This is a genomic window from Bacteroides sp. D2 (assembly GCF_025147085.1).
Taxonomy (GTDB): domain Bacteria; phylum Bacteroidota; class Bacteroidia; order Bacteroidales; family Bacteroidaceae; genus Bacteroides.
The window spans coordinates 6,701,181-6,723,322 of record NZ_CP102261.1 but is presented as its reverse complement, the minus strand read 5'-3'; the positions used below and the strand labels follow the sequence as shown (position 1 = coordinate 6,723,322).

Annotated in this window: 13 protein-coding genes; 8 read left to right on the top strand and 5 right to left on the bottom strand. The window is 45.7% G+C overall.

Going from position 1 to position 22,142, the window contains the following annotated elements:
* The first annotated feature begins 22 nt into the window (after positions 1–22).
* From NQ505_RS25375 to NQ505_RS25345, 7 genes are all read left to right on the top strand, one after another.
* A complete protein-coding gene (locus tag NQ505_RS25375) occupies positions 23–1,018 on the top strand; it encodes a FecR family protein (RefSeq protein WP_008998761.1) in 996 nt (331 codons plus the stop codon).
* Between the two features lie 226 nt (positions 1,019–1,244).
* Complete coding sequence (locus NQ505_RS25370; RefSeq protein ID WP_008998760.1) at positions 1,245–4,487, top strand: TonB-dependent receptor; 3,243 nt, start codon at positions 1,245–1,247, stop codon at positions 4,485–4,487.
* 11 nt (positions 4,488–4,498) lie between these two features.
* Positions 4,499–5,974 carry a RagB/SusD family nutrient uptake outer membrane protein gene (locus tag NQ505_RS25365; RefSeq protein ID WP_004297680.1) on the top strand — a complete coding sequence of 492 codons (1,476 nt, stop codon included), beginning with the start codon at positions 4,499–4,501 and terminating at the stop codon, positions 5,972–5,974.
* Between the two features lie 33 nt (positions 5,975–6,007).
* Positions 6,008–7,390 carry a DUF5016 domain-containing protein gene (locus NQ505_RS25360; protein ID WP_004297681.1) on the top strand — a complete coding sequence of 461 codons (1,383 nt, stop codon included), beginning with the start codon at positions 6,008–6,010 and terminating at the stop codon, positions 7,388–7,390.
* A gap of 38 nt (positions 7,391–7,428) precedes the next feature.
* Complete coding sequence (locus NQ505_RS25355; protein WP_008998759.1) at positions 7,429–9,939, top strand: family 20 glycosylhydrolase; 2,511 nt, start codon at positions 7,429–7,431, stop codon at positions 9,937–9,939.
* 20 nt (positions 9,940–9,959) lie between these two features.
* Complete coding sequence (locus NQ505_RS25350) at positions 9,960–11,588, top strand: beta-N-acetylhexosaminidase (protein ID WP_004326052.1); 1,629 nt, start codon at positions 9,960–9,962, stop codon at positions 11,586–11,588.
* 21 nt (positions 11,589–11,609) lie between these two features.
* On the top strand, positions 11,610–12,725 hold the full coding sequence (locus tag NQ505_RS25345; protein ID WP_004326051.1) for an acyltransferase family protein: 1,116 nt from the start codon (positions 11,610–11,612) through the stop codon (positions 12,723–12,725).
* A 146-nt stretch (positions 12,726–12,871) separates the two neighbouring features.
* Here NQ505_RS25345 and NQ505_RS25340 read toward each other — a convergent pair whose 3' ends face one another.
* The 5 genes from NQ505_RS25340 to NQ505_RS25320 all read right to left on the bottom strand — a co-directional run bounded on the left by NQ505_RS25340 (position 12,872) and on the right by NQ505_RS25320 (position 20,781).
* Positions 12,872–14,308 carry a calcineurin-like phosphoesterase C-terminal domain-containing protein gene (locus NQ505_RS25340; protein WP_004326050.1) on the bottom strand — a complete coding sequence of 479 codons (1,437 nt, stop codon included), beginning with the start codon at positions 14,306–14,308 and terminating at the stop codon, positions 12,872–12,874.
* Positions 14,309–14,311: 3 nt separating this feature from the next.
* Positions 14,312–14,869, bottom strand: a complete 558-nt coding sequence (locus tag NQ505_RS25335; protein WP_008998758.1) for a hypothetical protein — start codon at positions 14,867–14,869, stop codon at positions 14,312–14,314.
* 69 nt (positions 14,870–14,938) lie between these two features.
* Positions 14,939–16,417 (bottom strand): SusD/RagB family nutrient-binding outer membrane lipoprotein, encoded by a 1,479-nt coding sequence (locus NQ505_RS25330; protein WP_004296736.1) that lies wholly within the window; start codon positions 16,415–16,417, stop codon positions 14,939–14,941.
* A 10-nt stretch (positions 16,418–16,427) separates the two neighbouring features.
* On the bottom strand, positions 16,428–19,685 hold the full coding sequence (locus NQ505_RS25325) for a SusC/RagA family TonB-linked outer membrane protein (protein WP_004321754.1): 3,258 nt from the start codon (positions 19,683–19,685) through the stop codon (positions 16,428–16,430).
* Positions 19,686–19,932: 247 nt separating this feature from the next.
* Complete coding sequence (locus tag NQ505_RS25320) at positions 19,933–20,781, bottom strand: helix-turn-helix domain-containing protein (RefSeq protein WP_004296739.1); 849 nt, start codon at positions 20,779–20,781, stop codon at positions 19,933–19,935.
* A 158-nt stretch (positions 20,782–20,939) separates the two neighbouring features.
* Between NQ505_RS25320 and NQ505_RS25315 the strand changes: the two genes are divergently transcribed.
* Positions 20,940–22,142 (top strand): efflux RND transporter periplasmic adaptor subunit, encoded by a 1,203-nt coding sequence (locus NQ505_RS25315; protein ID WP_004296740.1) that lies wholly within the window; start codon positions 20,940–20,942, stop codon positions 22,140–22,142.

The following is a 22,142-nucleotide window of genomic DNA, read 5'->3' as shown; positions in this document are numbered from 1 at the left end:
GTATAGATAGAACAGGAAAATTATGGAGCAACACGATTACATAGTACTATTGGAAAAATTCTTCAAAAAGGAGGCCTCTTCTGAAGAAAGAAGGATACTTATTGAATGGATTCGTAAACCCGGAATTCGTAATGAGTTTAATCTGCTTTGCGAGCAAATGTGGAAAGAAGCAGCCGTTGAAATTGATAAGACAGTGGAAGAAGAAATGTGGAACCATCTGCAGAGGAATCTGGATGAGCCCAAGATACTGTCTCCGAAGAAACGGCGCTGGCAACTTATTGTATATAAGGTGGCAGCCACTATCTTGTTACCGGTTTGTTTGGGACTGGCCACTTACTTTGGGGTAGAACATATGAATAAGGTGTCACAGGACCCTTTCATGGTGGCTGTCGATTATGGACAGAAAGCGAATCTGACTTTGCCCGATGGAACGAAAGTCTGGTTAAATTCGGCTACTCATCTTTCTTATGATGCGGAGTACAACAAATCCGATCGGAAAATCTATTTGGACGGAGAAGCCTATTTCGAAGTGGCGAAAAACAAAGAAAAACGTTTTATCGTCTGCTGCAATGATCTGGAGATAGAAGCGTTGGGAACCACCTTTGATGTGAAAGGCTATTGTGACGATCATTCAGTCACGACACTGCTGGCAGAAGGAAGCGTCAAGGTTTCTAATAAAACGGACGTTACCTTGTTGAAACCCGGGGAAAAGGTAGAATACCATAAGAACAAGCAGACATTTACTAAATCGGCAATCTCGGATATGCGTGAAATCGACTTTTGGCGGAACAATATGTTGATTTTTAATTCATCCTCTTTAGCGGAGATCGCGACTACGCTGGAGCGGATGTATGGAGTGAAAGTCGTGTTTGACTCCGAGAAACTGAAGAATGTGCCATTTTCCGGAACTATCCGGAACAGCAGCTTGCATAATGTATTTTACATTATAAGCCTTACTTATCCTTTAACCTATGAGTTAGAAGGAGATACGGTGAGAATAGGAAGTAGTATTAACTAAAAAGGACGATTTATGGAAGACACCTCATAATAAAATAAAGAGGGTAGAATTATGTAGCAGCATAATTCCACCCCGAAATCAAATACGGTTTATACATGATAGTAAAAAAGAAATTTTCCTTATGCGGATAAGGGAAAGGGAATCCTTTTTGCTTCACGATTTTACAAAGATAATAAAAAGTCTAATTTTCAGACTTATATTTTAAAGAATTTAAAGCTAATTACTAATGAGAAAACAATTACATATCATATTCAGGCTTGTTATGTTCAGTTGTATCTTGTTGTTTGTGTCTCAAGAGGCAAGTGCACAGATCACTTTCTCTGTGAAGAATCAGACGATACGCCAGACGATACGAGTGATTGAAAAGAAGGCTGATTACAGCTTTTTTTATACGGATAAGCTTCCCGGATTAGATCAAAAAATTTCATTGACAGTGAGTAATGAAAGTATTGATGCGGTTTTAGAAAAAGTTTTCAAAGGATCATCTATTAGTTATAAAATAGAATCGGGTAAGCAAGTGGTGCTTACTCTGAAAAGTGAACAGAACGCCCCCCAGAAAGGCGATAAGAAAACAATCACCGGTGTTGTGTCCGACCGGAGGGGAGAACCCTTGATTGGTGTCACAGTGAGAGTGGAGGGAGAGAATATTGGAACCGCTACCGATATAGACGGTCGTTTCTCTTTGGAAGCTCCTGTGGGGGCAAAAGTCAGTTTCTCCTATATCGGTTATGTTTCCCAATCTCATACGGTCAATAAGCAGAACGTATACAATGTGTCATTGAGCGAAGATTCGCAGGTACTGGAAGAGGTAGTCGTAGTGGGATACGGTTTTATGAAACGGAAAGATATTACGACTGCGGTATCTGTCGTTTCCACGGCAGATATTGAAGAACGTCCGATTATGACAGCTGCACAGGCTATTCAGGGAAAGGCAGCCGGTATTCAGGTTGTACAGCCGTCGGGTATGCCGGGTTCCGGAGTGACAATCCGGGTGAGAGGAGCCACTTCGGTACAGGCATCCAATGAACCGTTGTATGTGGTGGACGGTTTGCCGTCGGATGACATTTCGAATATCAGTCCGAATGATATTGAAAGCATGCAAATTCTGAAAGATGCCTCATCGGCAGCTATTTACGGAGCACGTGCGGCAAACGGAGTAGTGTTGATTACGACTAAAAGAGGAAAGATCGGTGCACCGCAAGTGAAAATGAGTGCTTATGTGGGTTTCTCTAAATTAGGGAAAAAAATAGATGCGTTGAATACAGAACAATATAAAGACTTGATGAAAGATTTGAAAGCAGTTTCGGATGTTGCCCCCAATATCCCCGAAAGTGAAACGCGCTATGTGGACTGGACTGATTTATTCTTCGGTACGGGTGTCAATCAGAACTATCAGTTGTCTGTGGCAAATGGAACCGAGAAACTGCAATATTTTGTTTCCGGAGGTTATTCCGACGAACAGGGTATTGTGGAGAAAGCACATTTCAATCGGTATAATTTCCGTGCAAACCTGGATAGTGAGCAGACCAAATGGCTAAAGATGGCACTCAATTTTGCATATTCGCATACAGGCGGACAATGGGTGAACGAAAGCCGTAGTTCTTTGCGTGCCGGTTCCATCTTATCCGTTGTGAATACTCCTCCGTTTATGCAGAAATGGAATCCGTATGATCCGAACGAATATGACGAACAGGCTTACGGTGCACGTATTCTGAATCCGCTGGCTGCCAATGCTGCAGATAGTAACACGAATACAGACCATATAAATGGTTCACTCGGCTTCACAGTTGACATATTCAAAGGACTGAAGTTTAAAACCACTTTTGGCATTGAACTGACCAATGAACATTGGGACTACTATCTGGACCCGATTTCAACTTCGGACGGACGGGGTACAAAAGGACGTGTGGAAGAGAGTTTCTCACGAAACTTTGAATGGCTTTTTGAAAATTTGCTGACCTATGATTGTTCATTCAACAAACATAACCTTTCTATTTTGGGAGGGGCTACCCAGCAGCGTGCACAATATAACGGTTCGTGGATGGCAGGTTTCGACCTGGCAGAGTCTTATCCCGATATTCATTCCATCAGTGCCGCCAATCAACTGGATAAGGACGCTTGCGGTTCTTCTGCTTCCGCATGGACGCTGGCCTCTTTTCTGGGTCGTGTAGCCTACAATTACGACAGCCGTTATTTGCTGACGGTTAACTTCCGTGCAGACGGTTCTTCTCGTTTTGCCCCGGGACATCGTTGGGGTACTTTCCCTTCTGTTTCTGCAGGTTGGAGAATTTCAGGCGAAAAGTTCATGCAACCTTTGCAAGACATTGTTACCGACTTGAAATTACGTGCCGGATGGGGTATGAATGGTAACCAAGGCGGTTTTGGAAACTACGCTTACATGGCTTCCATGAGCGTCAGTAAACTGCCCGTTTCGGAGGGAAACTTATATCCGGGACTTGCCATTAAACCCGGCTCGGCAGCCAATAAAGAACTGACCTGGGAAAAAACAAGCCAATGGAATCTGGGACTCGACCTGACCATGTTTGATTCCCGCTTATCCTTCTCGGTTGATGCTTACTACAAAAAGACCACCGATTTACTATTGACAGTCAGCCTGCCGGAGAATGTGGTGCCGAGCAGTGTGACAAGAAACGACGGTGAGATGGTGAATAAAGGTATGGAGTTCACTCTCTCTTCCCAGAATTTTAAAGGTAACTTTCAGTGGAATACCGATTTCAATATATCTTTCAACCGGAATAAGCTGACGAAGCTCGGTTTGAATAAAGTTTATTATTATGCTGAAATGTACGAATCCAAGGAGAAAGCCGTCATCCTGAAAGAAGGTCTTCCGTTAGGCACATTCTTTGGTTACATATCAGAAGGCGTTGATCCGGAAACCGGAGATATTATCTATCGTGACTTGAATGGTAACGGTTTTATCGATCCGGAAGATCGCACTACTTTGGGAAATGCCCAGCCCAAGTTCATTTACGGTATGACGAATACATTTTCGTATGCCGGTTTCGACCTGTCTGTATTCTTGCAGGGAAGTCAGGGCAATAAGATTTTTAATGCATCGCGTATTGATATGGAAGGCATGACAGACTTTAGAAACCAGTCGGTTCGTGTGTTGGATCGTTGGAAACGACCGGGTATGATTACCAATGTCCCCCGCGTTGGTAATACAGAGAATAATCATAACTCCTCCCGTTTTGTAGAAGATGGATCTTACCTGCGCCTGAAAACAGTCACTTTATCCTATAATTTTCCTAAGAAATGGTTGAATAAGATACATCTGTCCAGATTGCAGGCTTACGTCACCGGACAGAATCTCTTCACACTGACTAAATACAAAGGATACGATCCTGAAGTAAATGCTTTTGGCGGAGACTCCGTTGCTCAAGGGGTGGACTATGGTACTTATCCTCAATCGAGGGCGGTAATTTTTGGTTTGAATATTGAATTTTAATAGCTGCGAAAATGAAAAACATAATAAAGTTAGCGTATGTCGTACTCTGTACATTAGTCGTTTCATGCAGTAGTTTCCTAGATGAGAAACCGCAATCGGATTTTATGCAGGAAGGTACCGGAACGGAAGATCAGGAGTCTAAATATGGAAGTCTGGCAGATGCACAGGCCGAGTTGCAGGGTGCGTATGAGAGTTTTAAAGCAGATATATTCCAGTCGGAAAATTATACTATTGGAGATGTGCAGTCCGATAATTGTTATATCGGCGGAGATGGTGTGGCCGAACAGGAGTTTGATTTGTTGAAACTGACCTCTACCAATTATAAAGTAGAACTGGTCTGGTCACAGTATTATTCGATGGCGGGCACTGCAACCAGTGTGATTGAAAATACGAAGATGATGGATCCTACTTCTACCGTAGCAGAAGAACGTAATCGTGTTATTGCAGAAGCCAAGTTCTTGCGGGCATGGGCGTATTTTGATATTGTCCGTTTATGGGGTGATGCCCCGATGGTGCTGGATTTGATTCCGACCATTACAGCCGAAAACCTCGATAAATGGTATCCGGTGATGTATCCGGAACGTTCTGCCACAGATAAAATATATGACCAGATCCTGGACGACCTGAATGAAGAAAATACCATTCGTTACCTGGTAAGCAAGAATAAAGGAATTTTCCAGGCAACCAAGGGAGCAGCCTATGCTTTACGTGCCAAAGTGTTAGCAACGAGAGGGGAGAAATCAACACGCGACTATACCAAAGTGGTTGAGGCTTGTGACAAAGTAATAGCAGAAGGCTATACGCTGGTCAGCAATTTTGACGAGTTGTGGCAACCCGATAAGAAATTTTCTTCAGAAAGCATCTTTGAAGTCTATTACACCTCCGATGCACCCAACTGGGCTTACTGGGTATTGCTGAAAGAAGATGACGGATCAGTAACCTGGCGACGTTATTGTACACCTACTCATGATCTGGTTGCTAAATTTGACAAAGAGAAAGATACCCGTTATGCATCCAGTATTCTTTGGAAATCAGTGCCTTATGATACCTATTGGCCGGCAGACAGTTACCCGTTGTCTTATAAGATTCGCGAGAAGACTTCCAATATCATTTTGATGCGGTTGGCAGATATACTGCTGTTGAAAGCCGAAGCACTGGTAGAGTTGGACCGCACCCCGGAAGCCATCCGGATTGTAAACAGCATTAGAGAGCGTGCCGGTTTTGCTCCTTCTTCTTTAGATGAAAATATGGGGCAGGCCAGAGGACGCCTGGCGGTAGAGAACGAACGCCAATTAGAGTTGTATATGGAAGGTCAGCGCTGGTTCGACCTGGTACGCAATAATCGTTTGCTGGAAGTGATGCAGAAGCATAAAGACAAAGACGGCAGATTGCTGTTTGCAGGTTTGCAGGCTTTTCGGCAGTTGTGGCCGATTCCTCAAGGAGAGAAAGATAAGAACACCAATCTGACTCAAAATGAAGGCTATTAATGAAAAGAGGAACGTAAAACTTTAAAAGAAAAAATGATGAAACACAATAATCTGTTTTTATGGCTGCTGGGGCTGACTGTTTGTTGGCTGGCTTCATGCAGCGAAGAAGATGGCCGGGTGACGTATCCATATTCGTGTCCCGAAATATCGGAACTGCAATTCTCAACTACCGATCAGACACCTGCTGCCGATTCTCTTTATTTTTCTGTGAAGATTCACGATCCGCAGACTCCTTTGTCTACGCTGGAAGTGAAATTGATGACAGGTGAAACTTTGGTCAGTTCGCAGTCGATCCGTACGAAAGGCACTGATGTCTCGATTGTTGAAAAAGGGATTTATATCCCGTTTGAAGCCGGACTTGAAGAGAATCAGGAAGCGAAGGTGATTCTGACAGCCATTAATGTGGAAGGTAGTGAAGTCACTCAAACATTTGATTTCCATATAACCCGTCCGCAGATTCCCGAAGTGCTTTATCTTCACTATAACGGTGAGGTGGTAGAAATGAACCGGAGTGAGGACAATCCTTACCTGTACCTTACGGAAGTTTCCGATTCGGAAGAGGGTTATCCGATGGAGCTATCCGGAAAGATCTCAACCACAGTATCATTGGATGATGCAAAACTGATTTGGGGAGCTGCCGAAGCAAGCAATACGGCAGTCCTTATTGAAGCGTCGGGCCCTAGCTTTGCTTTTGATTACCGGGATTGGTTTGTCGAACAAATCACTTTCAATGTGATGACTTTTGAACTGGGAGTAGTCGGCTACCAAAAGAACCTGAAAATTAAAGAAACCGAGTTGATAGCCAGTGAGGGATTTTTCCGTGCACAGATTAGCTTTACGCAGGGGGAAGAGTTCGAAATGAGTGGATTTGAAGATGTGGAACACGCTTACAATCGCGACTTCTTTAGCTATAATCCGAATAATGGCAAGTTTACCTTCTTGCGCAAATCAGGAACCTGGGAGATCTATTATTCTTCTAAGTATAATTATATCTGGGTGGCACGGATGGGTGATACGGCTCCCACTTGCTTCTGGCTGGTAGGACACGGATTTACATGCGCACCCGTCTGGAATGAAGCATATAATAGTGGAGGCTGGAATTTGGAAGACATATCACAGTTAGGATATATTGTGCCAATCGGTGAACAGAAATACCAGACCACCGTGTATTTGAGTAACACTCATGAATGGGAATCCTTCGAAATTGAAATTTACAGCGATTTGCAATGGAATAAAGATAAAGGCATGCTACTGCAAGAGGGTTCATTGTCCGGCGATACGGATGGAATTGAACTATCTGGTTCCAATGGAATAACGAGTGGCGACGGTTTCGTTCCCGGCTATTATCGTCTGACTTTCGACGCCTCGCAGGGAGTAGGCAAAGAAACTTTGCACATCGAACGATTGAGTGATTAATACCTAAAAGAATGATATATAGAAAAACAGGAAAGCCTATGAGAAATATGCTATATATAATATGGGGAAGTCTGTGCCTCCTGCTGGTCATTTCCGGTTGTAAATCGACTGACGGGGCGAAAGCCCCCGTGTCATTGACTTGGAAGATGGGAGCTGTGGAAGTACAGCCCGGTTACTATGAGAATTCATTTGTCCTGAAGAACATCTCAGATGTTCCTTTAGGAAAGGATTGGATCATCTATTATTCGCAGCTGCCTCGTGAGATTCTGCAGGAAGAGTCTGCTCCGGTCAAAGTGGAAGTGGTGAATGCGAACTTCTTCCGGATGTATCCGGCAGAAAATTTTCAACCACTGGCTCCGGGAGATTCGTTGACCGTCAAATTCTGTTGTACCAACGGATTGAAAAAAATGTCACATGCTCCCGAAGGCACTTACTGGGTGAGTCAGTCAGGCAGTAAGCAAGGTATTCCCTTGCCTGTCGGACTGACCATACAGCCGCTGAAAGGAATGGAGACAGAAGACTGGTATCCCGCACCTGATAAGATATATGCTTCGAATTTGGCGTTGGAGACTACAGCCCAGTTGCAGCAAACTGATATTTTTCCGTCAGTGAAAGAAGCGGTGCCGGCTACCGGCAAAGAGGGTTTTGCTATAGAAAATAAAGTAAAACTGACTTTCCATCCCGATTTTGCCAACGAAGCTGAATTACTGAAAGAAAAGCTGGCAACCATCCATGGCCTGGAAGTTGTATCCGAAGCACCGGTAACAGTTCATCTGGATTATTTGCCGGAACGGGAAACAGCAGTGAACGGCGAATATTATCGGATTGATACGGGAAACGGGCTGATAAATATTTCAGCTTCCACTTCACATGGCATTTTCAATGGGACGCAAACCTTGCTCTCCCTGTTGAAAGGTCAGGAAAAGCCGTTTCGTTTGGAAGCTCTCTCCATCCGCGATTATCCCGACTTGCCGTATCGCGGGCAAATGCTCGATATTGCCAGGAACTTTACGACTGTTGAACATCTGAAAAAGCTGGTAGATGTAATATCTTCTTATAAACTGAACGTACTGCATTTCCATTTTTCGGATGATGAAGGCTGGCGTCTGGAGATTCCCGGCTTGGAAGAATTGACCTCGGTTGGCGCACGCCGGGGACATACCACGGATGAACTGGAATGTTTATATCCGGGCTACGATGGCAACTATGATCCGTCTGCAGCTACCTCCGGCAACGGATATTACACCCGTGAAGAATTTATCGATTTATTGCGTTATGCAGCTCAAAGACATGTGCGTGTGATTCCGGAGATTGAGTCTCCGGGACATGCCCGTGCGGCAATCGTGTCCATGAAAGCGCGCTATCATAAGTATGTGAATACTGCCCCTGAAAAGGCCAACGAATATTTATTAAGTGACGCACAGGACACTTCCCGTTATGTTTCCGCGCAGTCTTATACGGATAATGTCATGAATGTAGCATTGCCTTCTACATACCGGTTTATGGAAAAAGTGATTCGTGAGTTGATAGCCATGTATGAGGAAGCGGAGGTACCTTTGACTACGATTCATTTAGGTGGCGATGAAGTACCCGAAGGAGCCTGGATGGGTTCTCCTGTCTGCCGGACGTTTATGGATGAAAACGGGATGACAAGTGCCCACGAACTGTCTGAATACTATATTACGAAGATGGCAGACTATCTGCAACAACATCATTTGCAATTCAGCGGCTGGCAGGAAGTAGCGTTGGGACATCCGGAAACAACCGATCGTCATTTGAACCAACTTGCAGCAGGAGTGTATTGCTGGAATACGGTTCCTGAATGGGAAGCGGATGAAATACCTTACCAGATAGCCAACAAAGGATATCCGGTGATTCTCTGCAACGTGAACAATTTCTATCTGGATTTGGCCTATGACGCTCATCCCGACGAAAGAGGTCTCTCGTGGGCGGGATATGTTGACGAGTCCAAAGGTTTCTCCATGCTTCCATATAGCATTTATCGTTCTTCGCGTACCGATATGGCAGGCAATCCGGTCGATCCGGACATCGCAGGAAAGGGAAAAACGACTTTGACCGCTTCCGGAAAGGAACATATCCAGGGAGTGCAGGCACAATTATTTGCTGAAACCATCCGTGATTTTGAATGGGTGGAATATTACACCTTCCCCAAAATCCTCGGATTGGTGGAACGCGGTTGGAACGCTTTTCCCGCCTGGAGCACTTTAACAGGAGAGAAAGAACGTCAGGCTTTCAATAAAGAACTGGGCCTGTTCTACTCCAAAGTGAGTGAGAAAGAAATGCCTCACTGGGCGTCCCGAAGTATCAATTTCCGTTTACCTCATCCCGGACTTTGCATCAAAGAAGGGCAACTCCATGCCAGTACCCCTATCCGGGGAGGTGAAATACGCTATACGACCGATGGCACGGAACCGACCCTTCGTTCGGAACTTTGGAAAGCTCCCGTAGCCTGTGATGCTTCCGTTGTGAAAGCGAAACTGTTTTATTTAAATAAAGAGAGTGTAACAAGCACTCTCAAAGTAGATTAATCCACAAAAGTAGATAAGTTATGAACTATGATAAGATAAAAAGAACCGGAATATTATTCTTGTTGGGAATAGGTGCGATCACATCGTTGTCGTGCAATGATAATGATAACGGGAACTACCCGGAGCGAGTGCCCACCCGCCTGTCGGTGATGCCTTTGCCGGAAAGAGTCGATTATAAAGAATCGGTTGTCTCTCTTCCGCAGAATGTGACTGTCAGCCAGAACATTCCGGCTTCCACGTCGCAACTGTTGAAATCCACCCTGGAAGAGAAACTTTCTCTTTCCGTCAGTGATGCCTCCAACGATCGTGCCTTTATCCGTGTGAAACAGGAATCGGATTTGGCAAAAGAGGCTTACCGGCTCACCGTTACCAAAGAGGGAGCCTGCGTTTATTATTCAACGGAAACCGGACTTCTCTGGGGAATCCAGACATTGAGACAAGCGCTCGAACAAGCAAATTTCTTCACTTCCGGAAGTGCTAAATATCTTCCGATGGTCGATATAAAAGATGCTCCCAAATATGATTGGCGCGGATTTCATATCGATGTAGTCCGCCACATGTTTACGGTTGATTATCTGAAAAAGGTGATAGACTGTTTGTCTTTCTACAAGATAAACAAGCTTCACTTGCATCTGACGGACGATCAGGGTTGGCGCATTGAAGTGAAAAAATATCCGTTGCTGACGCAGGAAGGCAGCTGGCGCGACTTTGACGAATATGACAAGAGATGCGTAGAACTTTCCCAACAGGATTATAACTATGAGATAGATCCCCGTTTCGTGAGAAACGGTTCTCAATATGGTGGTCATTATACGCAGGAAGAGATGAAAGGTTTGGTAAGTTATGCGTTGGAAAGAGGGATCGATATTGTACCCGAAATTGACATGCCAGGTCATTTCTCGGCGGCTATCAAAGTCTATCCCGAGTTGTCGTGCACGGGAGAAGCCGGATGGGGAGAAGAATTCTCTTATCCTATCTGTCCCTCGCGCCCGGAGAACTATCAGTTCGTGCAGTCCATCATTGATGAGATGGTCGAGATTTTCCCTTCGGAATATTTCCATATCGGAGCAGATGAAGTGGAGAAAGATAACTGGGAACAGTGTGAAGTTTGTCAGCGATTGATGCAGCAGGAAGGTTATCAGAAAGTGGATGAACTGCAAAACCGTTTTGTGAAGATTATGACGAACTATGTGAAGGGTAAAGGCAAGAAAGTGATGGGATGGGACGATGCTTTTCTTGAAAAAGAGCCACAGGATTTGATTTATACTTATTGGCGTGACTGGCTGCCCGATCAGCCGGGAAAGATTACCCAGAAAGGGTATCCGATTATATTCATGGAATGGTCCCGTTTCTATTTGAGTGCAACGCCTTCAGACGAAGGATTAAGCTCTTTGTATAACTTCGAGTTCGAACCCCAGTTTCCCGGCATCGTGAAGCAAAATGTGTTAGGCTTCCAGGCTTGTGTATGGACGGAGATGATTCCTAATGAACGGAAGTTTGGCCAGCACGTGTTTCCCTCTCTTCAAGCATTTTCGGAGTTGGCGTGGGGAAGTAGCCGTAACTGGATTGATTTTACCAATCGCCTGAAATGGCATGTTAAATGGTTGAATGCGAATGGATTCTATTTCACCAAACCGGGATTTCTTTAATCCTGGTACACTAAGAACAATATGAAATCAGAACGTTTACTTTCATTAGATATACTCCGGGGAATCACCATTGTCGGAATGATTTTGGTGAACAACCCCGGAACATGGGAATCCATTTACGCACCCTTGCGACATGCCGAATGGAACGGACTGACTCCGACTGATTTGGTCTTCCCGTTCTTCATGTTTATAATGGGCGTTTCCATGAGTTTTGCCTTATCCCGGTTCGATCATCATTTCAGTCGCGGTTTTATCATCAAACTGGTACGGCGCACGGTGATCTTGTTTTTGTTGGGACTTTTTCTTTCTTGGTTCTCGTTGGTGTGCACAGGAGTAGAACAACCTTTCTCGCACATACGTATTCTGGGAGTGTTGCAGCGGTTGGCATTGGCTTATTTCTTTGGTTCCTTGCTGATTGTGGGTGTCCGGCGTCCGGCAAATCTGGCATGGATCTCCGGGATCATTCTGGCAGGTTATTCCATCTTGCTGGCTTTGGGACACGGATTTGAACTTTCCGAACAGAATATTATTGCCGTTACAGATCGCACACTATTCGGAGAAGCCCATTTGTATCGGGAGTGGTTGCCGGATGGCGGGCGTATCTTTTTCGACCCGGAAGGCCTGTTGAGTACCTTGCCGTGCATTGCGCAAGTGATTATCGGTTATTTCTGCGGAAATATTTTGCGGGAGAAGACTGAAATCCATCACCGGCTGTTGCAGATCTCCATACTGGGTATTGCTCTTTTGTTTGCAGGATGGTTGTTGAGTTACGGCTGCCCGTTGAATAAGAAAGTATGGAGTCCGACTTTTGTGCTGGTGACTTGTGGTTTTGCTTCCTTGTTGCTTGTGTTTCTCACCTGGCTGATTGATATTCGTAAAAAGCAGAAATGGGGATATCCTTTCCATGTTTTTGGTACGAATCCATTGTTTATTTATATAGTGGCCGGTGTGTTAGCTACTTTGCTGGAAGTAATTACGGTTGGGGGGAGTAGCTTGCAGGAGAAGATTTACACTTCCATTTGGAGCGTTCTTCCCGATGCTCATCTGGCCTCTCTGATTTACGCCCTTCTGTTTATCGGATTCAATTATCTAATTGTATGGGTGCTGTACAAAAAGCAAATATTTATAAAGATATAAGAGGTAGGCGACAGGTTTGAAAAAAGTAGAGTTTATGTCGGATAGCTACAATAGTTTATTTTCGTAGCCGGATGATATAAACTCTATTTTTTGTCACGATGGTAGGATGTCAGGAATCAATACTTATTTGTGTTTCGTAGGAGAAACTACAGCTTTATCTCTTCCGTGAATATCTCCCCGAAACGATTCTTAACCACCACCTTGACAGATTTTGCATCTTTGGAAGGCTGTGCACGGAAAAGATGACGTGTGCGATAACCCGTTTTCTTTCCCTTTACCATATTGATATAATCCTGATCCTCATCGTCAAAAGCCTGCATAGCACCTTTCAACACTCCATCCTCATACCAGTTTACCGTATACGTCCAGTCCCAATCCCAGATATTGGCTACTATATAGTCTTTCTGGCTTTCAAACTCTCCCGGTTGGTAAAGCCGGAACTGATAGTCGGGAGAACACCCTGTTGCCTTGTAACGCCATTTCACATCATCACCTTTCACTTGTACCACCAGATAACCGTTCGGTGCTCCGCAACGATTCACGTGTCCTGCCCACCATGCGCCGCAAGCAGCCCCGATATTATGTTCGTAAATGGTAGGAGCGGGCGACTGATTTTCATAAAAGTGCGTGTGTCCGGAGAAAATATGTACTTGGTAAGGCCTCAACAGTTGGAAAAGCGCATTGGCGTTGCGCGCATTTCCACCCGCAGCTACCGTGTTATTAGCTACCGGAGCGTGAACGTTCAGGAACACGATATTTCCTTTGGGCACATAACTTAAATCCTTTCTCAACCAGTCCAAATCTTCCGGCGTGAAGCGTTCCGTGTATTTCTTGTTGCCGTCGTAATCAATATCCTTCATTGCTATCACATGAACTTTACCGATATTGAATGAATAGTTGGCCGGGCCGAATGACTGATAATAATTCTGTTCCCCATAACCATCCGCCGGATGATCCGTCTGCGTTATGGATTTGTAGAGCAGGTTGAAGTCGTGGTTTCCCATCAGTTGGAACATCGTCATTCCTAAGTTGGACACCGCTTGACGGTAAGGAGCGTACAGGTTCATGGCATCCCACACCAGATCCCCCAGTCCCATGCCGACGATTTCGAAGTTCTTTAGTGAGTCGGCAGTCTGTTTCAGGTCGGGCACTGTTTCCGTGCGGAAGCGGTCCAGTTGCTTTTCGTTTCTCACTTGCGGGTCGGAAAGGACGATGTAGACAAATTCATCCACCGGTTTCTGCCGTTTAGTCAATACGAAGTCACATTGGTTCTCGCTTTTCCCGGCATCCAGATATTGATAGAAACCATCGGCTACCCCCTCTTTGGAAGGAAGCTCATACGCTGCCGGAGTAGAGATGTAAACCATTGGATAACGTGTCGGATCAGTGTTCAGAACATAATTTCCTTCTGCATCAGTCGTATTGAAATGTGCCCCGTCTGTCACCACTACACCGCTGATGGGTTTACCTGTATTATCTTTCACACTACCTTTCACCACCGTCTGACCAAAGGCGGCAATAGCGTTCAGCTGGAAAAGCAAAACCGCTGCAAACAGCGTTTTTCTAAAATTGATCTTTTTCATTGCTTATAACTTTCTTAAAGTAACCTGATTGAATAATGCGATAATTTCTTCCGGTTCATCTGCCGACTTGAGAGCCTCCTCAAAAGACTTGCTGTTATCATCGAAACACATCACATTGGCGCAATCCAGAATATGACCCATGTTGAATGTAGCAACTTCCCGGCTCACCTCTTCTTTCTTCAATGCCTTCTTATAATATTTATTCACCTTATTAACCGCCTTGTAAATAGAAGGCTTCAAAATTTCGACCGAAGAATCCGTAAATCCGATTGTTACATCATACTCATGCGTATAATTCTGGATGAAAGTATTCCATTTTCCGGTAATGTCACTCCCCAGATAATGTTCCGCTTCAAACACTGGTTTGGTAGTCGGGATTTCTCCATACACGTCGAATATAAACACCGCTTTCGGCTTTTTGCCTACGGGAGTAGCTTCTTTTTCGTTTTTGGAAATATGGTTTTTTCCGGAGATATTCTCGTTCATGGCGAGCTCTCCTTTTTGCGCCGTTGCTGCCATCGTTATAACTAACACAACAGCCATACTGATTATTCTTTTCATATTCATTGAATTTTAAAGATTGATTGAAATGATAATTATTGCCGCAATCTTGGTGACCGACACATTCATTTATTGCTGCCACATCAGTCGGATATGGAAGTCATCGCCTCCCATGTTCGCTTTAGCCGCCTGATAATTCTTCAGATTAGTACGCTGCAGAGCAGATGGATATTTAAAGCGTTTCGGCATTTTGTTATTAGCATTTGCGATGCCGGGCCCCACAGGTAACACAGGAAAACCGGTACGGTTATATTCAAACCACTGCTGATAATCGCAGAAGAACAGTGCGACAAACTTCTGGTTCATGATTCGTTCCAGCGTATCATCATAAGCAGCTTCCGGATTTTCAAAATAATGGTCAGGCATTTTCTGTCCCCACTGTTCGATAGCCGCCTGCACTCCCTTCTGATAAGCCTCTTTGGCAGCGCTACTTCCTCCGTCGATCACTCCTTTTTTCAGTAATTCCGCTTTGATGAATTCCACTTCGGCATAAGGCATCATGGCAAGTTTCATAGGTGCCTTCGCCATTTCCTGATTCAGTCCCGAAGCAGTGATTGAAGGCAACGTCTGATAACCGCTGGGCAAACCCACATAATCTTTAGTCTGGTCGGGGAGAGTGACCTGTGTTGCATACACCTGCAGACGGGGATCGTTCCAACCTTTCAGCAGATTAACAAAGAACTCTGAAATCTGAACATAAGAAGTGAAATCCTGTGGACGGGTGAGCGGAGCTTCCTCCGGATAAGTTCCGCTGATGGCAAGCAGGGCAGCATCATCGTTCGATTCGAATACCGGATAAGTGGCGGGATCGGTCAGCATGGTACGCAGCTCCTGTTTCGCGTTGAATTCCGGCACGTCGATCACCCGGAGCAGTGCACGCAGACGGAGCGAGTTGCAGAACTTCTTCCATTTCAAAATACCGGTTGCATCCCCTTTGGACGTCTTGTACAACATTTCGCCCGATTGGTTGTAGATCAACCCGTTAGCTTTGTCGAACAACTCGTTAGCTGTTTTCAGATTGTCGATAATCTGTTGGTACACCTGCTGCTGGGTGTCGAACTTCGGTGCAAGTATTCCCTCGTCGGCGGAGCAGGCTTCGCTCATCGGAATATCACCGAAGGCATCCGTCAGAATCTGGTATAACCAACATTGCAAAGTCAGCGATATAGCATCGTAGTTGGGTTGTTTGGAGGCTTCCGGCAATTTTCCGGTGAGGCGCATCATCTCTTTGGCGTTGTTGATCCATTTATAATAAGTAGTCCATGTGCCGTCTCCTTCGCTGTCCGTCATATACCACCATCCCACACCGTTGGTGCTGCTGGTAGATACGGCGCATTGCATCAGGTCGTAGGTATAGCTGTTGTAGCGTTTCCAGTTGTAGACCGATGTTTCGTATAAAATCGGGTTGAGCAGCGTGCCGGGATTCACCTCATCCATGCGGGTGGGGTCTGTATTGAGTTCGTCGAAGCTGGTGCAGGAAGTCGTGCAGAGAGCTCCGCACAAAGTCATTCCCCATACTATATTTTTGAAAAGTTTATTGGTTTTCATAAGTCAGTGTTTAAAAAGATACGTTAATATTCAGTCCGAAAGTACGTGCCGTAGGCAGTGAGCCCGTCTCCACACCGGTCACCATCGAACTTCCGTTGAGGGCGGCAGATTCGGGGTCGAACAGAGGATAGTCAGTGATACAGAACAGGTTGCGTGCGTAGAGTGCCACCGATGCTTTGCTGAACGGTGTTTTCTTCAGTGTGCTGTTCGGCAACTTGTACTCCAGTCTCATTTCGCGCAACTTGAGGAATGAAGTGTCGAACGTGTTAGTTTCCACATTGGCCATCCGGTAATATTCCTTATAATAACTTTCCACGGTCACCACTTTGGTGTTTGGCGAGTAAGTTCCGTCATCGTTCTTCACTGTTCCCGGAGCAATCATGTACATCCCGTCTTGTGGTGAAAGTCCGGCGGCAGCGATGCGCGGGTCGTCTTTCGACATATAAAATTCCGTTCCCGGCAGACGTCCGTTCAGGGTATGTTGCAGTTTTCCCTGTTCCGTCATTTTGTGGTGCGAGTGCGAGTACATTTTACCTCCCACCTGTCCGTCGAGCAGGACGCTAAGCGTGAAGTTCTTGTAAGAAAATTCATTGTACAGTCCGGCTTTCCATTTCGGATAGGCCGTGCCGACGTATTCGATCTCTCCCGAACGTTCGGGCAATCCGTTGTCGTTGATGACCACATTTCCTTCCGGGTCGCGTACCAGTTTATATCCCCAGAGATCGCCCGTAGTTCCACCCACACGTCCGATGATAGACACACTACCGATACTGCTGATTAACTGGTTCTCATCCGCCCCTTCCGCCAGTGAGAGAATCCGGTTCTCGTTCTTAGACCAGGTGAAAGTAGCATTCCATCGGAAATCCCTGCTGACTACCGGAGTAACGTCCAACTGGATTTCGTAACCGCGGTTGCGGACGCATCCCGAATTGATGGTAGCTTTGCTGTAACCTGTGGTCGGGTCCATCGGAGCATCCAGAATCTGGTTTTTGGTGCGGTTATAATAGAATGTGAAATCGAGTCCGATGCGGTTGTGAAACATACGGAAGTCGAATCCCGTTTCGTAATTGGTCGAAATCTCCGGTTTGAAATCCTGATTATAGAGCGTAGAAGATACGATGGCCGATCCGGGGAAATCGCTCGTGCCATAATAGGGCGATGTCTTGTAAGGGTCTGTGTCATTGCCCACCTGTGCCAGCGAACCTCTCACTTTCAACAGACTGATCTGTTCCGGCAACGTGAACCACTCGTTCATCACTGCACTGACGCTGACCGACGGATAGAAGAAAGAACGGTTACTTTTCGGCAGGGTAGACGACCAGTCATTGCGCCCGGTGACATCGAGAAACAGTTTATCCTTATACGAGAAATTGGCCGTGAAATAAAGACTGTTCAGCGCTTTCTTTTTGATAACCGTCTGCACGTTCGGGTTGGAAACACCGTTTGCCAGTTTGTATACTCCCGGCGTAATCAATCCTACCACCGAGGCAGCCAACATATCGTAGCTTTGTTGCATCATGTTTCCACCTGCCGAAGCGTTGACACGCAATCCGTTGGCGAATGAATCATGGTAAGTAAATAAAGCATCGCTGTTTAATTCATAATCGAACACATTCTGTTTCTTGAAAAACCCGTTTCCGAAAACCACGTCACTGATAGGACGATGCTGTTCGCGTTGGTCGGCTGACAACTGGATACCGGACCGGATCATGAAATCGAATTTACTGTTGATGCGCAGATTGGCAGAAATGGATGATACATTACTGTGTTTCTCCGAAGGATTTTCAGATTCGTATAGAATGACATACGGGTTTCCGATAAAGGAACTGTACGGTTGGAGCTGTTTCACATTTTCCTGTCCGGTACGCCACATCGGACGCAACCAGTCGAGGTTGACATTCGGATTCTGGAAGATAAGGAAGTAGGAGATAGAGTTACTGTTATATCCCAGTGCAGGCGTGTTGTTGAGCTTGCGGTACGTATAACTCGACTTGAAATTAATGCGCAGTGCCCTCGAAATCTGCTGTTGGGCGGAAACCATGGCGGTGATACGCTGGAAACCTGTATTGGGGAGAATCCATTCGTTCTTAGTGTGGGTGATGGACGCCCGTACGCTGCCCCGGTCGGATTTTCCGGTCAAGGCTACCGAGTTGGTCAGGGTGTATCCTGTCTGGAACAAATCTTTGCGGTTGTTTTTGTACGCTACCCAAGGGGTGGCAACAGAAGCGCGTCCCTGCGTTACGGGGTCATATTGGTAGAACAACCTGTTGGCGTCGAAACGTGCTCCGTAGGCGCTACTGGTTCCGCTAGTGCTTGCGTAACTGCCGTCTTCCGCTTTCCCGTAAGAGTAATAGGGCTGGCCTTCGTAGATAGAACCTGCCGGACCGATATTGCTCGGCAATCCCTGTCCGAATTCATACTGGTAATCGGGCCATCTCATCACATCGTCAATACTGAAGTTACCGCTGTAAGACACACCGATACCTTTGGGTGCACCCGCTCCCGATTTGGTAGTCACCATAATCACGCCATTGGCTGCACGCGTACCGTACAAGGCTGTCGCACTGGCCCCTTTTAATACTTGGATGCTTTCGATATCATCCGGATTGATGTCGGAGAATCCGTTACCATAGTCCACGGAAAGTTCGCTGTTTGAACCTGCACCGTAGGCAACACCCGGATTGGTCATCGGACTACTCATCGGTACACCGTCCACTACCACCAATGCGTCGTTTCCGTTCTGGTTCAGCGAGACGTCCCCCCGCAGCGAGATACGGCTCGAATTAAGCGGACCACCGGAAGAGATAACACTCAATCCGGCTACCTTGCCGTTCAGTGCCGTCGACCAGTTGGTGGGCAGGGCACTCGTAATCATATCCCCTTTCACGGTTTCCGTGGCATATCCCAATCCTTTTTCTTCACGTTTGATCCCCAGGGCAGTCACCACCACATCATTCAGTTGTTGCGACTCTTCCGCCAGTTTTACGTTCATCGTATTGCCTGCATAGTTCTTCTGTAGCGTTTTATATCCCACATAACTGAATACAAGCAAATCCTTTTGAGTCAATGTTTTCTTAGTCTTCAGGGAGTAGTTTCCGTCGATGTCGGTCACCGTGCCGTCTGTCGAGTTTTTCACAGCTACGGTAGCCCCGATTAACGGTTCCCCGCCTTCACTTGTGATTTTTCCTTTCACTGTTGTCTGTGCGTATGCAGAGCCACAGCACAAGAGCCCAATCGACAGAGAAAGCAGCCATTTGTTTCTTTTCATAATCTTTTACCTTGCTTCTTTTAATTTATTAAATGAAATAAAGTTATTCACACCCGTGTTTTTGTTTCACGGTGCAAAGGAATGCAAGGCAGATTAAGATAGTATTACAGATCTGTTAACAATCTGTGTTGTGCGATAAATACAAATTAATAAAATAAATGGAGGCACGGATTACACGGTTTTAGTTAATAAAAGAACCGCGTAATCCGTGCCTAATAATCTAATAATAAAAGATTATTTTACTTGATTAGATAGAATACTTACTCTGATACTCTTTCGGCGACATTCCCTCGTGCCGTTTGAAGTACCTTCCTAAATACGACTGATCGGGAAAACCAAGTCGGTCGGCTATTTCCTGAATCGTCAGTCCGGTGGATTGAAGCAACACTTTTATCTCCAGGATGGCAAAGTCGTCGATAATCTTTTTGGCAGCCTCGCCCGTCACGCTTTTGCAAATACCTGTCAGGTATTTGGTGGAGATACACAGTTTGCTGGCGTAGAAAGTCACTTCCCGTTGTGAGATACAGTTTTCATGTACCAGTGCGATGAAATTCTTAAAGATTTCATCCTGCCGGCTTCCTCCTTCGATTTCCTGTCGGTCGAAGTAGCGGTAACACTTATCATAAATATCCAGCATAAACGACTGGAGATGATTTTTGGCGATCTGGTTGCGGAAACGGTTTTCACGATCGTTGTATATAGCTGTTGTGGCACGCATTAACCCGTTGATTGCTCCTGTGCTTTCATCCTTGAGTGTATAGCACGGTTTTTCTTTGATGAACCGGAAGAAGATCGGCTCGAAACGGAGGCAGGCTTCGCGAAACATTTCTTTGGGAAATCCGAAGAAAGAAGCTGTGAAATCGCTGCTGTTGCCATTGATGCGGATAATCGTTCCCGGCAAGAGCACGATTTGAGTGTTTTCTACTATTTCATAGTCTTTCAGGTCGATTGTGACGTGTGCCCATCCGCTTCTGCAAAAATAGATGGCACCCCCTTCCAGTTTCCACAGGCGTTGCATAATTGGAGACAGGTTTTCGTCCATTCCGGCAACGAACGGTTCATGAAGTATGGCTAGGCTAGAGTTTTTTGATTCCATTGTTGTTCTTATTTTGGGTACAAAAATAGGACTTTTTCACTAAATATCGGTTTTAATGTTCCTAAAATGAACAAAACTGAAGATACTAAGTCCAGTTTCCTATGAAGAAAACAGTCTACCTTTGCCGCGTTCAAAAATAGTTAAATAGGTAACAGAAAATGAGTAAAAAGGTATGTAAAGTGAAGCAAGGGCTATTGTTGCTCTGCTGTATGGTAGCTGCTACGGGCTGTAAACAAGCTCCTCCGGCACAAATGGAAACAGAATACGAAGTGATGACCGTTTCTCCGGCCGACCGGATGATTTCAAGCGCCTACTCGGCGACCATCCGCGGACGTCAGGATATTGATATTTACCCCCAGGTAAGTGGTACGCTGACTAAAGTCTGTGTAACGGAAGGGCAGCGTGTAAAGAACGGACAGACATTGTTCATCATCGACCAAGTGCCGTATGAAGCTGCTTTGCAGACGGCAGTGGCAAACGTTGAATCGGCCAAGGCCTCTCTGGCTACAGCGCAACTGACGTATGACAGTAAAGAGGAACTGTATAAAGAGAACGTAATTTCCTCTTTCGATTTGAGTACGGCAAAAAACTCCCTGTTGGCTGCCAAAGCACAGTTGGCACAGGCCAAGGCGCAGGAAGTGAGTGCCCGCAATAATCTTTCTTATACGGTTGTGAAAAGTCCGGCCGACGGAGTGGTAGGCACGTTGCCTTACCGTGTAGGAGCTTTGGTTAGTTCCGCTCTTGCCCAGCCGTTGACTACCGTTTCCGACAATTCGGATATGTACGTCTACTTCTCCATGACGGAAAACCAATTACTGGGACTGATCCGCCAATACGGTTCTAAAGAGGAAGCATTGAAAAATATGCCTGCCATCGACCTGCAACTGAACGATAAGTCAGCCTACTCCGAACGGGGACAGATTGAATCTATCAGCGGAGTGATCGACCGTTCGACGGGTACGGTCAGCCTGCGTGCAGTTTTCCCGAACAAGGAAGGATTGCTGCATAGCGGTGGTGCGGGTAATGTGATTGTTCCTGTTCAAAAAACAGCTGCGCTGACCATTCCACAGGCTGCCACTTTCGAAATACAAGATAAGAGATATGTCTATAAGGTAGTGGACGGCAAGGCTCAATCCAGCCAGGTACAAGTGACCCGTGTCAATGGCGGTCGGGAATTTATTGTAGATGAAGGATTGGCACCGGGAGATGTGATCGTGGCAGAAGGAGTAGGTTTGCTTCGTGAAGGTACTCCGGTCAAGGCAAAGGCTGCTCAAACTCCAGTGGCAGGAGTGACAAATGCTAATCAATCCTCATCAACAGAGACAACAACGAAGTCTCCGGCAACTACTACTGAAAATTAA